Genomic DNA, 14,354 nt, shown 5'->3' with positions numbered 1-14,354 from the left:
CTCCGGTTCAGCCCTCGCTGGCGAGCAATTTGTCAGCAATACGACCACTGTCAATCTGGTAGCTGCCATTGGCAATCGCATCACGCAATTCAGCCACGCGCTGACTGTCAACTTCCGGCATTTGCTTCAGTCGATCTTCAATTACCTGAAGCTGCTGAGCCTGAGAGCTCAGGTTGACCGCAGTATCGGCAGCGGGGCTGGCCGTTTGCGGGCTGCGGCTGTCAGTGCTGGCGTTATCCATGCCGGCGTCGCGCTTGCCGTTCGCCGCACCAGCCTGGCTGCTGCGGCCGCTGTTGTTGGCGCTATTGGGCGCGTTGAAGTCAATGACCATTCTATCCGTCCTCAAGAATTAAATACTTTACTGACATCTATAACGGCCAGTGCGGCAAAAACTTTAGCCCTGGATGCAAAGTTTTTTTGCCTTGTTGTCAGTTGGCCCTGCAGGGCTGTGAATCCAGATGACAACGAGGCTAGTATAACGCAATGCAGTGGGGCCTTCACAGTGCTACTTCGACCTGGCCCGGGGCGGTAATCCTGGCCGTCACGGTTCGTCCCGAGCGACTGTTGCGTACCCGAATCTGACTGTCGATCACGCCGCCCTCCAGGGCTTCACCAGGCATACGTACCGATATCTGGCTATTGGCTGCGCTGATGATTACCCGGTCACCTCGCTTGACGATCTCGTCCAGCTCCAGATGGTTTGGGTTCAGTACAGTGTCTTCACGCATTGAACGTCGGGTGCGCATGCCAATGGCCTGGTCCAGTTCGGTGAGGTAGCCGCCATTGAGTTGACCGACATCCCGCTCGAGCAAGGTCAGATCTTCAGCATTGATGGCGTCGTGTCGGCCCAGTGCACGGGTCACTACGACTACCGGCTGATAAAGATTGACCTCGGCCGGGACAAACAGGCGCCAACGTACGTGCTCGCTTTCGCAGGCAAGACGCACCGTTACCCGACCAACAGGAACTGCAGGGCTTTCCAGTGTTGCCCTGAGGCTGTTTTCGGGACATGGGGTCAGGCGCAATCGCGAATCCAGACGATTGACGCTGATGCTGTGCCGGGCATCACGGCTACTTTGATCGAGATGCTGCTCGATTTCTTTCTCAAGAAAAGCCGTAGTCGCGCCGATAAGCTGTTCTATCAGCGGGTTGGCTGTTGCATTGGCGGAAAAAAATATCGCCAAAGCCGCGCAGATGTTGAGAAAACGCATACAATAAACCTTGATGACTAAGGGGTTGTGCATGTCAATGAAACGTCGTTGCCAGTGTATCAAGCAATTAGCGTGCCTGACCCGGATGGCAATAAGGAGTGGCTTATGGCTGGCGTGATGGATTCAGTCAACCAGCGTACCCAGCTGGTTGGTCAGAATCGCCTTGAATTATTGTTGTTCCGTCTGGCTGGAAAGCAGCTCTACGGAATCAATGTGTTCAAGGTCAAGGAAGTTTTGCAGTGCCCCAAGCTGACCATTCTTCCCAGGCTAAACCCCGTTGTGCGCGGTGTTGCCCACATTCGCGGCGGCACCCTGCCGATTATCGACCTCAATCGTGCCACGGGTGGCCCGGGGCTGGAGGATATCAGCACGGCTTTCGTGATTATCACCGAGTACAACTACCGGGTTCAGGGTTTTCTGGTGCGTTCGGTAGAGCGCATCGTGAATATGAACTGGTCGGAGATTCATCCGCCGCCCCGGGGTACTGGTCGTGAGCATTACCTGACTGCTGTGACCCGCGTGGATGATCAGATGGTCGAAATCATTGATGTGGAAAAAATCCTCGCTGAAGTCGTACCGATGGAAGAGGGTATTACTGCAGGGATCATCGATGAGCAAACCCAGGCCGAGGCCGTTTCCCGGCGTGTATTGGTGGTGGATGACTCCCTGATTGCACGCAAGCAGGTCACCCGCTGCCTGGAGGAGGTCGGTGTCGAGGTGATTGCCTTGAACGACGGCAAGCAGGCGCTGAACTACCTCAAGGATATGGCTGAACGGGGCGAAGATGTAACCAAGGAGTTGTTGCTGATGGTTTCCGACATTGAAATGCCGGAAATGGACGGCTATACCCTGACCGCCGAAGTACGCAACGATCCTCGCTTGAGTGGGCTGCACATCATGCTGCATACCTCTCTGTCCGGGGTGTTCAACCAGGCAATGGTAAAAAAGGTTGGTGCAAATGACTTTCTGGCCAAATTCAGGCCTGATGAGCTGGCCAACCGGGTCATTGATCGATTGCATGCTTTACGTGGTGATGTGGCAGAATAGGCCGCTACCCGTGATTTCAAGCGACAGGCATAACAGGAAGGCTGCGTGAGTTCAGCAAATCAGGATTTTCAGGTTTTTCGCGAGTTTCTGGAAAAGACCTGCGGCATCGTGCTGGGAGACAACAAACAGTACCTGGTTGCCAGCCGGCTGAATCGCCTGCTCGAGGCTGAAAAGATCAGCAGTTTGGGCGAGCTGGTGCGGCGGATTCAGGCCCAGCCCCGTGCCGGCCTCAAAGAAGCTGTAGTAGACGCCATGACCACCAATGAAACCTTGTGGTTTCGTGACGTATACCCATTTGAAGTGTTGAAGAAAAAACTGATCCCCGAATTTATCAAGGCCAACCCCCATCAGCGATTGCGCATCTGGTCGGCGGCCTGCTCGTCGGGCCAGGAGCCCTATTCCCTGAGCATGTCGATTGATGAGTTCGAGCGCAGCAACCTCGGGCAGTTGCGTGCAGGCGCGCAGATTGTTGCAACGGATTTGTCCGGCAGCATTTTGACGGCGGCCAAAAGTGCCGAGTATGACAGCTTGTCAGTGGCCCGTGGTCTGGCCGCAGAACGCCTTACCCGTTATTTTGAGCCACTTGGGCCGGGGCGCTGGGTGGTGAAGCAGCCGATTCGAAGCCGGGTCGAATTCCGCGCCCTCAATCTGCTCGATAGCTACGCCATGCTCGGCAAGTTCGATATCGTTTTTTGTCGCAACGTATTGATCTATTTTTCGGCTGAGGTCAAAAAAGACATCCTGCGCCGCATTCACGCTACTCTTAAACCCGGCGGCTATCTGATGCTTGGGGCCTCGGAAGCCTTGAACGGCTTGCCGGAACTGTACCAGATGGTGCAGTGCAGCCCGGGTATCGTTTACCAGGCAAAATAGTCCGCTCAGTGCTTGTCCGGCCCTTCCTTTGCCTTGCCGCTAATGCTTGCCATCTTTTGCCCCTGTTTGCCAGGCGACGGAAAAACGTTGCCGCTTTTGCGCTTGCTTTCACTCCAACCCATTGAAGTTGTTGGTATTTGATTTTTGGCACGACGATTGCTTGTGTGCTTGTGTCCGGAGAAAACTCCGCAGAAATTGACACGAGGTTGCCGCCATGAGTCTTAACTTTGACCGCGCACTGGGTATCCACGAGCAGGCACTGAAGTTCCGTGCCGAACGTGCCTCGGTGCTGGCGAATAATCTGGCTAACGCCGATACCCCTAATTTCAAGGCCCGCGACCTGGATTTCCAGAGTGTTCTGCAGGCCCAGCAAACCGGCAATGACAGCAGCTTTAAAGCTGCTCGGACCCATGCCCAACATCTGTCGGCTGAAAGCCTGGTTGATCAGGCCGCTGGTCTGCGGTTTCGCACCTCTCTGCAGCCGGCTATCGACGGCAATACCGTGGATACTCAGGTAGAGCAAGCCAAGTTTGCCGAAAATGCGATTGATTTCCAGGCCAGCTTTACTTTTCTTAACAGCAAATTCAAAGGGCTGATGACTGCCCTGCGGGGAGAATAATCATGGCTCTGAGTCAAATTTTTGATATTGCCGGTTCTGCCATGAGCGCACAGTCACTGCGTCTGAACACGGTGGCCAGCAACATTGCCAACGCCGAAACCGTTTCCAGCAGCACGGATGAAACCTACCGTGCGCGGAATCCGGTGTTTGCCACGGTGTTCCAGCAACAGGGTGAGTTCGGCGGCGCTCCGTTTAACCAGGATCAGGCCCAGGGCCAGGGCGTTCAGGTGCTGGGGATTGTCGAGTCTGACGCTGAGTTGCAGGCCCGTTATGAGCCGCAGCACCCGATGGCCAATGAAGAGGGGTATGTGTATTACCCCAACGTCAATGTGGTCGAAGAGATGGCCAACATGATGTCTGCTTCACGAAGCTATCAGACCAACGTCGAGATCATGAATACCACCAAAACCATGCTGCAACGTGTTTTGACACTAGGCCAGTAAGACCAGCAACGGAGTAGGGCATGAACATCAACAGCAGTTTGGCTACCGGTGAAAGCGTACTGGATCAATACCAGGTCGATCAGTCGCGTTTTGCCAAAGGTGATGAACTGGGCAAGAACGAATTCCTTGAGCTTCTGGTCGCGCAGATGAATAACCAGGACCCGCTGTCTCCACAGGAAAATGGCGAGTTCATTGCGCAAATGGCTCAGTTCAGCACGGTTGAAGGGATTGAAAACCTGAACAAGTCGATGGAGTCATTGCTGGGCGGGTATCAGTCATCGCAAGCCCTGCAAGCCTCTTCACTGGTCGGGCGCAGCGTTACAGTGCCTACTTCTCAGGCCATGGTGGATACCAGTGAGGGGTTGACCGGCGAGTTGGTGCTGAATCAGCCGAGTCAGGTAGTCAGAGTGTCGGTCTATGACGATGCCGGGAGTCTGGTCGCCAATATCAATATGGGAGCCCAGGAGGCGGGTCTGCACAAGTTCACCTGGGATGGCAAGGATGGTGAAGGCAATGTGATGCCTCCCGGTCGCTACAAGTTCGAGGCCAATGCTGTGCTGGAGGGAGAGAACAAGCAATTGGCAACCTTGCTTCCTGCCAATGTGGACAGCGTGTCACTGGGTATGGGCAAGGACGGCGGCATGGTACTCAATCTGTCTGGTCTTGGCAGCATGGAGCTGTCTGAAGTCTTTTCCATCGGCCGTTAACGGCCGTCCGATACAAGCAAGGAGTTTGATATGTCATTTAATATCGGTTTGAGTGGTATTCGGGCGGCATCTTCCGATCTGAATATTACCGGTAACAATATTGCCAACGTGGGTACCGTTGGTTTCAAGGGGTCGCGGGCGGAGTTTGCCGATGTGTATGCTGCCTCGGTGCTGGGTTCCGGCAGCAATGCCCAGGGCAGCGGGGTGCTGTTGGGCGATGTGGCGCAGCTGTTTACTCAGGGCAATATCGACTTTACCCAAAACAGTCTTGATCTGGCGATCAATGGCAATGGCTTTTTTGTGACCAGCAACGAAGGGGCGCTCAGCTATACCCGCGCCGGTTTTTTTGGTACTGACCGCGAAGGCTTTATAACCAACAATTTTGGTGAACGACTGCAGGGCTACGGTATCAATCAGGTCACTGGACAGGTCAATCAAGGGGTACAGACCGATCTGCGGGTAGATACCCGTTCGGCCAATCCCCAGGCCACGACTCAGATCGAGTCGACCCTGAACCTGAATTCGACCAGTGTCCGGCCACAGCCATGGCAGCAAGCCTATGACACATACATCGACACCAACGCAGTGGATCCAGCCAACCCGACACCGGCTGAAATTGCTGCTGCCAAAGGGGCTGCTCAAGGGACTTTTGACCCGACCAACTCGGCAACCTATAACAGCTCTACATCGGTCAACATCTATGACAGTCAGGGTAATCAGCACGTTCTGACCAAGTATTTCGTCAAGACCGACGCCAACGAGTGGAACATGTTTGCCTTGATTGATGGGCGGCAGGTCAACCTGGATGGCACCCTTGATGGTGGCGGTAATCTGGTCGGCAGTAATTTGCTGCCCACCGATCCGGCTTTTGCGCCAGAACCGATTCCTCTGACGTTCAATAGTGTCGGTGAGCTGGTGGGGGGGAGCAATACTGATCTTGATTTCTGGGAGCCGCTTGACTCGGCCGGCCAGCCTACCGGGGCTGAGTCACCCGCCGGGTTCTCGCTTGATTTGACCGGGTCTACCCAGTACGCCTCAAGTTTCGGGGTGACCGCTCTGTCTCAGGATGGTTTTACCACGGGCGAGCTCGCCGGGCTGGAAATTGATGATACAGGGTTGCTGGTAGCGCGTTACACCAATGGCCAGACCAAGGTTCAAGGGCAGGTAGTGTTGGCAACTTTTGCCAACCAGCAAGGCTTGAACCCCCAGGGTAAAACGGCCTGGACACAGTCAGCCGCTTCGGGTGAGCCTGTTGTGGGTGCACCAACCAGTGGCACCTTGGGCTCGATCCAGTCGGGCGCGCTGGAGCAGTCCAATGTCGATCTGTCCGAGCAGCTGATCAATATGATTGTGGCTCAGCGTAACTACCAGGCCAACGCCAAAACCATTCAAACGCAGGATACGGTCACCCAGACCATCATCAACTTGCGTTGATTCTCCAACAACGCCGCCCGCTCCGGGCGGCGTTTTTTTGTCAGTTCATTTCCCGGTCGGCAGTAGTTTGCCGCCAGTCCTTCCAGTCGCCCTCGCTCCAATTTTAAAACCCAATAAAATCATGTGGTTATATTGAAAATTGGTTGTTGGCACAGTTTCTGCAAGATTACCAGTGAGATCCACAATTACGGCAAATTTTCGACGCCGCAGGAGTCAGGATGGATAAGTCACTGTATATCTCGATGAGTGGAGCCAGCCAGAATATGCTGGGCCAGCGCGCACATGCCAATAACCTGGCCAACGTGGCAACCACGGGTTTCCGGCGCGACTTCGAGCAGGCACGCTCCATGCCGGTTTACGGTGAAACCATGCCTACCCGCGCCTATGCCATGACCGAGCGTCCAGGCACTGATTTTTCGGCGGGCAGCATGCTGCAGACCGGCCGTGAGCTGGATGTTGCCGTCGAGCGTGATGGCTGGATTGCCGTACAGGCTCCGGATGGTACCGAGGCATATACCCGGGCAGGCAGTCTGCATATCACCGAGCTGGGCCAGTTGGTTACCAGCAGCGGGCTGCCGGTTTTGGGTAATGGAGGGCCGGTGGCGATTCCGCCGGCCGCCAAGGTTGAAATCGGGGCGGACGGCACCATCAGCGTTCAGGCGCTGGGTGAAGCCCCCAACGTATTGGCTGAAGTCGACCGTATCAAGCTGGTCAACCCGGATCCGCAAACCATCAGTAAAGGGCCCGACGGGTTGATGCGGGTCATCGGCGCAGAGGAGCAGCCTGCGGATGGCAATGTCCGCCTGGCGTCCGGCTTTCTGGAGGGCAGCAATGTCAATGCAGTGGAAGAGATGACTGCCATGCTGTCCCTGTCCCGTCAGTTCGAACTGCATATCAAGATGATGCGTACCGCAGAAGAGAATGCACAGGCGACTGACCGTCTTCTGCAAATGAGTTAATCGGCGACTGTTCGTTGACGAACAGCGAGGAGAGTTGTGATGCACGCAGCACTATGGGTCAGCAAGACCGGGTTGTCCGCACAGGACACCATGATGACGACCATTTCCAATAACCTGGCCAACGTCTCGACCACGGGTTTCAAGCGCGACCGTGCCGAGTTTGAAGATCTGCTGTATCAAATCAAGCGTCAACCCGGTGCTCAGACAACCCAGGACACGCAGTTGCCCTCTGGCTTGCAGCTGGGTACCGGTGTGCGGGTGGTCGGTACACAGAAAATCTTTACTCAGGGCCCGTTGCAGACAACCGAGCAGCCACTGGATATGGCCATCAATGGCCGTGGTTTTTTCCAGATTCTGACCCCCAATGGCGACATTGCCTATTCCAGGGACGGCAGCTTCCACCTGGATGCGGATGGACAAATCGTTACCAGTAACGGTTACCCGCTGGAGCCCGGCATTGTGCTGCCGGATGATGTGCAGACCTTTACCGTGGGGGAAGACGGCACGGTAACCATCAGTGTTTTTGGTGATCCGGGTGTCCAGCAGGTTGGCAACATACAAACCGCCGACTTCATCAATCCGGCGGGCCTGCAATCGATTGGTGGCAACCTGTTCATTGAAACCGCCTCCAGTGGTGCGCCACAGGTAGGCAACCCGGGTCAGAACGGTCTGGGTCAGGTGCTGCAGAATACCCTGGAAAATTCCAATGTCAGCGTGGTGGAAGAGATGGTCAACATGATCACCACCCAGCGCGCCTACGAAATGAACTCCAAGGTGATTTCCACCGCTGACCAGATGTTGCAGTACATCAGTCAGACTCTTTAATGGAGTAAGCAGATCATGAATGCCCTGCGAATCTCAGTTGTATTGCTGGCTGTATTGGCTCTTAGTGCGTGTATGCAGATGCCTCCGGTGCCGAACGACCCGGCGTATGCCCCGGTCCTGCCGCGCTCACCGATGCCGCAGGAAATGAACAACGGAGCGATTTACCAGGCCGGTTTTGGTGTCAGCCTGTATGAGGACCGCAAGGCCCATCGGATTGGTGACATCATTACCATCACCCTTAGCGAGAGCACTGCTGCCAGCAAACAGTCCGATAACGAGATCAGCAAGGGTAGCTCCATGCAGATTGCCAACCCGACAATTGGCGCACTGGATACCGGCATCGATTTGGGCGTGGATATCTCTGGTGACCGGGCATTCAACGGCGAGGCGGATGCCAATCAGAGCAACAGTCTGAGTGGTTCGATCACGGTAACCGTGGCCGATGTATTGCCGAACGGCATCCTGCGTGTCCGCGGGGAAAAATGGATCACCCTGAACAACGGTGATGAGCTGATTCGTATTTCCGGCCTGGTTCGGTCCGATGATATTGGTCCGGACAATACGGTGCTCTCGACCCGCATAGCGGATGCCCGGATCACCTATTCCGGACGCGGCGCTTTTGCCAATGCCAGTCAACCGGGTTGGTTGAGTCAGTTCTTCATGAGCCCGATGTGGCCCTTCTAACGGAGTTACGGATTATGCGTACTTTCTGCCTGTTTCTCTGTTTGACCATGCTGGCGCCGCTGTCTGCGTCCGAACGCATCAAGGACATCGCCAGCATTGCCGGCGTGCGCAGCAACCAGTTGATCGGCTACGGCCTGGTTGTTGGCCTGGATGGCACGGGTGACCAGACCTCACAAACGCCCTTTACCGTACAAACCTTCAACAACATGCTGAGCGAGTTCGGTATTACTGTGCCGCCTGGCACCCGGATTCAGATGCGCAATGTGGCGGCAGTGGCCATCCATGCCGATCTGCCGCCCTTTGCCCAGCCGGGGCAGGCTATCGACATTACCGTATCCTCAATCGGCAATGCGCAGAGCCTGCGTGGTGGCAGCCTGTTGATGACCCCGTTGAAAGGGGCCGATGGACAGGTGTATGCGATTGCCCAGGGCAACCTCGTGGTCGGCGGCTTTGGTGCTGAAGGTGCTGATGGCTCGCGGATTACCGTCAATGTGCCCAGTGTCGGTCGTATCCCCAGAGGGGCAACGGTCGAGCGGGCGGTACCCAGCCCCTTCACCAACAATGACCACCTGGTGTTCAACCTCAACCGGCATGACTTTACGACCGCCAAACGCGTGGTGGATCGCATCAATGAAACCTTTGGGCCGGATGTTGCCCAGGCAATTGATGGGGGCTCCATACGTGTACGAGCTCCGCTGGATCCCAATCATCGGGTTGACTACCTGTCGATGGTGGAAAATCTGCGTATCGAGCAGGGCGCAGCAACGGCCAAAGTGATCATCAACTCGCGGACCGGGACTATTGTCATCGGTCAGGATGTCCGGGTGCAGCCCGCAGCAGTCACCCATGGCGGCTTGACGGTGACCATCACGGAAAATCCGGAAGTCAGTCAGCCCGACGCCCCGTTTGGTGGTGGGCAAACGGTGATTTCGCCCAGCTCGCAAATCAATATTGAAGAAGGCGATAGTCGTATGTTCGTCTTCAATCCCGGTGTTTCACTGGACGAAATCGTGCGTGCGGTCAACCAGGTGGGTGCTGCCCCCGGTGACCTGATGGCGATTCTTGAAGCTTTACGGCAAGCCGGCGCCTTGAGCGCCGAGCTGGTGGTCATCTGAGTGGAGACCAACATGAACATCAACAGCAACAGTCTTAACTACAACGACCTGGCGGCCATGCAGCAGTTGGGGACCGGGGACAAGGCGAACAGTGAAGGCAACCTGCGCAAGGTGGCGGAACAGTTCGAGTCGCTGTTTTTGAACATGATGGTCAAGAGCATGCGCGATGCCAATGCGGTGTTCGGCGAGGACAACCCGCTGAATTCCAACGCCACCAAGATGTACCAGGACATGTACGACAATCAGTTGACTGTGCATATGGCGGAGAAGCAGGGCGTTGGTCTGGCCGATGTACTGATGCGCCAGCTGTCGCCCAAAGCTGCACCCGGACCTGCAGCACAGCCTGCGCCCCTGTCTGCCGCGGTGTCCGGGCAGGACCATTCGGCACTGCTTGCCCAGCGTCGCCTGGCGATAGTCAGTCGTTATGCGGCGTTGCAAGATGCCACATCAGCGCCTCCCGAAACGAGCCAGCCACCAGTGGCTGATCAGCTGGCGACACGGCGTTTGGCTGCCCAGCCGACGGATAGCCAGCCAACTGCAGCGGTCAGCAAGCCCGCCAGCCCATTTGCCCGTTTTGACAATCCGGAGCAGTTTGTCAGTACCTTGTTGCCAATGGCGGAGAAGGCCGCCCAGCGATTGGGCGTAGAGCCGCGTTACCTGGTGGCCCAGGCCGCACTGGAAACCGGTTGGGGGCGTTCCATGATCAAGAGCGCTGATGGTGGCAGTAGCTATAACCTGTTCGGGATCAAGTCACACGGCGGCTGGCAGGGAGAAAAGGCCAGCACGCTGACCCATGAGTACCGGGAAGGGCAGCGCGTAAAGGAACAGGCAAGCTTTCGCAGCTATGCCAGCTTTGAGCAGAGTTTCGAGGATTACGTCGATTTCCTGCAGAGCAATGGCCGTTATAGCCAGGCATTGACGCAAACCGATAACCCGGACGCTTTCTTCCGGGCGCTGCAAAAAGCCGGATACGCGACTGATCCGCACTATGCCAGCAAGGTGTCGCAGATTGCCAGACAACTGGCTCCAGCTGCCGAGCAATTGGCACAACAAGATAATGCTGCCGTGACAGCGGCGAGGGCCTGACCATGGCTGATCTTTTCAGTGTCGGTTTGAGTGGCTTGCGCTCGTCGCAAACCAACCTGTCGGTGACCGGCCATAACATCTCCAACGTCAATACCCCCGGCTATAGCCGTCAGGGAACGGTGCAGACGACCAATCCGGCGGGTTTCACCGGTGCCGGCTTTATCGGCAAAGGTGCTTCAATTGTCGACATCCAGCGTATCAGCAACCAGTTCCTGACCAATCAGCTCTGGTCGAGCACCAATCGCAGCAGTGAAATCGAGACCTTTCAAAGCCAGATCGAAGAGCTGAACAACCTGTTGGCCGGTGACGCGACGGGCATTGCCCCCGGGATGCAGAAAGTCTTTGATGCGCTGCAGACGGCGGTGGAAGACCCGGCCAACTTGCCGGCACGGCAGTTGTTGCTATCCGAAGCGGACGGTCTGGCTTCACGCTTCAATACGGTGCAGCAGTCTCTCACAACACAGAACAATTTTATCGGCAAGCAACTGGGCACCATTACCGATCAAGTCAATCGGCTGGCATCCGCGGTCGCCGATTACAATGATTCCATTGCCAAGGCGGTCGCCAACGGCGGCCAACCGAATGATCTGCTGGACTCGCGGGACGAAGCAATTCGCAAACTGAATGAGCTGGTTGGCGTCACCGTGGTGCCTCAGGATGACAATACGCTCAACTTGTTCGTTGGTACCGGGCAGCCTCTGGTTGTCGGTATCAATGCCTCCAGCATGCGCGTGGTTCCCGGGGGGAGTGATCCAAGCCGGGTGGATGTGCAGCTGGTCAGCGGCAACGCCGCACAGGATGTTACCGGCTTGATCGGCGGTGGTGAGCTGGGTGGCCTGATTCGTTACCGCAGCGAGGTATTGGATACCGCACTGAACAGTGTCGGTCGTCTGGCCATTTCGGTGGCAGACCAGATCAACAGCCAGCTGGCCCAGGGGCTGGATCTGAACGGCAATGTTGGCGCTCCGATGTTTGCCGACATCAACAGCGAAGGTAACGTTCAGCTGCGCAGTAGAGCCTTGCCGGGTAACCTGGACGACACGGCTCAACTGAATGTACTGATTGAGGACAGCAGCGAACTGACCACATCAGACTATGAGCTGACCTTCAGTTCGGCCACTGATTTCACCGTGCGCCGGGTCAGTGACGGAACCGTCAGCGGGCCTTTTGTTCTCGATCCGCTGAACCCGCCGGTGATCGATGGATTCAGTGTCGACCTCGACTCGGGCACGCTGGCCGATGGTGATCGTTTTTTGCTGACGCCAACCCGCTATGCTTCTGGAGGCATTGAAGTACAAATGCAGCGCCCCGAGGAGTTGGCATTTGCCGCCCCGGCGAAAATGGATGCCAGTCTGGACAACCGCGGTACCGGCGAAGTCAGTCAGCCAGATGTGACGGGCATACCGCCAGGGTCTGATGTGGGCGATATTGAAGCCTTGTTGGCTGGCGGGGTCAACCTGGTCTTCAACGGTGGCAATCTGACGCTGGAAGATGATGCCGGCAACCCGGTAGCGTTGAGCAGTGTTACCCCCGCGGCAGTGACCCCCGGCCAGCGCCAGACACTGGAAATCGAGGTCAACGGGTTTACCTTTGAAGCACAAATCAACGGTTCACCGCTGGACGGTGACAGTTTTGCACTTCAGTTTAATGAAGGTGTGGCCGATAACCGTAATGCATTGAAAATTTCAGCGTTGCAAACCGAAGCCGTATTGGGGCAAGGCAACGGTGATCGGGGCTTTTCCCTCCTCGATGGTTATGGTGACCTGGTCCAGCGGGTGGGAACGGTGACCTCGCAGGCGCGGACAGATGCCGAATCCACCGGTGCGATTCTGAAGCAGGCGACCAATAACCGTGATTCGGTATCGGCGGTCAATCTGGATGAAGAGGCCACGAATCTGATCAAATTCGAGCAGTATTACAATGCATCGGCGCAGGTAATCCAGATTGCGCGTTCAGTGTTCGATACTTTGATAAGCAGCATTCGCTGACGGGTAGCTACCATGCGTATTTCCACCATACAGGCTTTCAATAACGGTGTTCGCGGCATTCAGGACAACTATGCCCAGGTGTCACGAACCCAGGAGCAAGTCAGTTCCGGCAAGCGCATTCTGTCGCCTGCGGATGACCCGGTGGCGACTGTGCGCTTGTTGCAACTGGGCCAGCAGGGCAGCCAGATCAAACAGTATGAAGACAATCTGCGCGCCGCGCGCAACAGCCTGGTGCAGGAAGAAAGTGTTCTCAATGGTGTGAACAACAGTCTGCAACGGGTCCGTGAAATAAGCCTGATGGCTGGCAACGGCTCTTACAGTGTTCAGGACAGGCAGGCGTTGGCGCAGGAACTGGGGGAGCTGGAAGACGAATTGTTCCAGTTGTTCAATACGCGTAATGCGCGTGGTGAATATCTGTTTGGTGGTTACCAAAGCGATCAGGCCCCCTTTGTACGGGAGTCTGATGGCAGTTACAGCTATCAGGGCGATGAAGGCCAGCGTTCGATCCAGATTGGCAGTTCCAAAATGGTCGCCATCAATGATAGTGGCAAGTCACTGTTTGTTGATGTAGCCAACGTCAATCGGGTGAATACGGCAGCCCAGCCATTTGACCCGGCCAACCCCGGCAATGTGCGTATTTCGCTCGGCGAAGTGGAAAACAAGCGGGTCTATGATGAAGACTTTTACCCCAACGATGGCATAACCATCCGTATCGGGGTTGACGCCGAGACCTATGAAGTCCTCGACACGGCGGGCAATCCCTTGTTGCCCCCGGTAACCGGTGATCTGGAAGCGGGCCCGGATGGCAGCTTCAGCATTCGTCATGCCGGGGTGGTGGTCAAGCTCGATGGTGAACTGCAGGAAAACGATGAGTTTACCGTTGACCGAGGAGACCTGACCCCGGCCAGTGATAATCGCGAGAAACGCAGTATCCTGGATACCGTAGCATTGCTGCGCGATACTCTGGCCAATGATGGCGATGACACCGAAAGCCGATTGCAGCGCCGGGATGTGCTCAGCCTGTCTGTGAGCAATATCGACAATGCGATGAATCAGGTGCTTGGCGTGCAAACCAGCCTGGGCGCGCGATTGAATATCGTCGATTCATCGGAAAACGAACTGGCTGAGTCCAAGCTGATCAACCAGACCATTACCTCGGAACTGGAAGATCTGGATTATGCCGAAGCGCTCAGTCGTCTGAGTATGCAAAGTGTGGTTCTGGAAGCCGCGCAGCAAAGTTTCGTCAAGATCAGCAGCCTGAACCTGTTCAACTTTATCCGTTAACCAGGCAATGCCACTGGTCCCGTCATCGCAATAGCCTCCCTGGCTGTCATCGCGAGGGCGGAGCCCGTGGCGATTCAGT

15 protein-coding genes are annotated in these 14,354 nt (G+C 56.0%); 13 read left to right on the top strand and 2 right to left on the bottom strand.

All coding sequences use genetic code 11. The features are described from left to right. Positions 1–7: 7 nt before the first annotated feature. Together flgM and flgA are read right to left on the bottom strand one after the other, a co-directional pair. Positions 8–331, bottom strand: a complete 324-nt coding sequence (gene flgM, locus BLU07_RS10955; protein ID WP_092386863.1) for a flagellar biosynthesis anti-sigma factor FlgM — start codon at positions 329–331, stop codon at positions 8–10. 166 nt (positions 332–497) lie between these two features. Continuing rightward, positions 498–1,211 carry a flagellar basal body P-ring formation chaperone FlgA gene (gene flgA / locus BLU07_RS10950; protein ID WP_092386862.1) on the bottom strand — a complete coding sequence of 238 codons (714 nt, stop codon included), beginning with the start codon at positions 1,209–1,211 and terminating at the stop codon, positions 498–500. 105 nt (positions 1,212–1,316) lie between these two features. Here flgA and BLU07_RS10945 point away from each other — a divergent pair, with 105 nt between their 5' ends. The 13 genes from BLU07_RS10945 to flgL all read left to right on the top strand — a co-directional run bounded on the left by BLU07_RS10945 (position 1,317) and on the right by flgL (position 14,275). Next, entirely contained in the window at positions 1,317–2,258 is a 942-nt protein-coding gene (locus BLU07_RS10945; protein WP_092386861.1) for a chemotaxis protein CheV, read from the top strand. A gap of 45 nt (positions 2,259–2,303) precedes the next feature. Continuing rightward, the gene (locus BLU07_RS10940; RefSeq protein WP_092386856.1) at positions 2,304–3,131 is read left to right on the top strand and encodes a CheR family methyltransferase; all 828 of its coding nucleotides are present in this window, start codon (positions 2,304–2,306) and stop codon (positions 3,129–3,131) included. Positions 3,132–3,345: 214 nt separating this feature from the next. Beyond that, positions 3,346–3,750 (top strand): flagellar basal body rod protein FlgB, encoded by a 405-nt coding sequence (gene flgB, locus BLU07_RS10935; protein ID WP_092386855.1) that lies wholly within the window; start codon positions 3,346–3,348, stop codon positions 3,748–3,750. 2 nt (positions 3,751–3,752) lie between these two features. After that, positions 3,753–4,193 carry a flagellar basal body rod protein FlgC gene (gene flgC, locus BLU07_RS10930; protein ID WP_092386854.1) on the top strand — a complete coding sequence of 147 codons (441 nt, stop codon included), beginning with the start codon at positions 3,753–3,755 and terminating at the stop codon, positions 4,191–4,193. A gap of 20 nt (positions 4,194–4,213) precedes the next feature. After that, positions 4,214–4,900, top strand: a complete 687-nt coding sequence (flgD, locus tag BLU07_RS10925) for a flagellar hook assembly protein FlgD (protein ID WP_092386853.1) — start codon at positions 4,214–4,216, stop codon at positions 4,898–4,900. Positions 4,901–4,930: 30 nt separating this feature from the next. Then, positions 4,931–6,334 carry a flagellar hook protein FlgE gene (locus tag BLU07_RS10920; protein WP_092386852.1) on the top strand — a complete coding sequence of 468 codons (1,404 nt, stop codon included), beginning with the start codon at positions 4,931–4,933 and terminating at the stop codon, positions 6,332–6,334. 218 nt (positions 6,335–6,552) lie between these two features. After that, positions 6,553–7,293 carry a flagellar basal-body rod protein FlgF gene (gene flgF / locus BLU07_RS10915; protein WP_092386851.1) on the top strand — a complete coding sequence of 247 codons (741 nt, stop codon included), beginning with the start codon at positions 6,553–6,555 and terminating at the stop codon, positions 7,291–7,293. A gap of 39 nt (positions 7,294–7,332) precedes the next feature. Beyond that, positions 7,333–8,118 (top strand): flagellar basal-body rod protein FlgG, encoded by a 786-nt coding sequence (flgG, locus tag BLU07_RS10910; RefSeq protein ID WP_092386850.1) that lies wholly within the window; start codon positions 7,333–7,335, stop codon positions 8,116–8,118. Between the two features lie 15 nt (positions 8,119–8,133). Continuing rightward, the gene (gene flgH, locus BLU07_RS10905) at positions 8,134–8,802 is read left to right on the top strand and encodes a flagellar basal body L-ring protein FlgH (RefSeq protein WP_092386849.1); all 669 of its coding nucleotides are present in this window, start codon (positions 8,134–8,136) and stop codon (positions 8,800–8,802) included. A gap of 14 nt (positions 8,803–8,816) precedes the next feature. Continuing rightward, the gene (locus BLU07_RS10900) at positions 8,817–9,917 is read left to right on the top strand and encodes a flagellar basal body P-ring protein FlgI (protein WP_092386847.1); all 1,101 of its coding nucleotides are present in this window, start codon (positions 8,817–8,819) and stop codon (positions 9,915–9,917) included. A gap of 12 nt (positions 9,918–9,929) precedes the next feature. Beyond that, complete coding sequence (gene flgJ / locus BLU07_RS10895; protein WP_092386845.1) at positions 9,930–11,003, top strand: flagellar assembly peptidoglycan hydrolase FlgJ; 1,074 nt, start codon at positions 9,930–9,932, stop codon at positions 11,001–11,003. Between the two features lie 2 nt (positions 11,004–11,005). Next, entirely contained in the window at positions 11,006–12,991 is a 1,986-nt protein-coding gene (gene flgK, locus BLU07_RS10890; protein ID WP_092386843.1) for a flagellar hook-associated protein FlgK, read from the top strand. A gap of 12 nt (positions 12,992–13,003) precedes the next feature. After that, the gene (gene flgL / locus BLU07_RS10885) at positions 13,004–14,275 is read left to right on the top strand and encodes a flagellar hook-associated protein FlgL (RefSeq protein ID WP_092386841.1); all 1,272 of its coding nucleotides are present in this window, start codon (positions 13,004–13,006) and stop codon (positions 14,273–14,275) included. Positions 14,276–14,354 lie beyond the last annotated feature (79 nt).

The organism is Halopseudomonas salegens (assembly GCF_900105655.1).
In the GTDB taxonomy this organism is placed as follows: Bacteria; Pseudomonadota; Gammaproteobacteria; order Pseudomonadales; family Pseudomonadaceae; genus Halopseudomonas; species Halopseudomonas salegens.
Note: the sequence above shows the minus strand (reverse complement) of the source record. Positions and strands in the feature narration are given on the sequence as shown.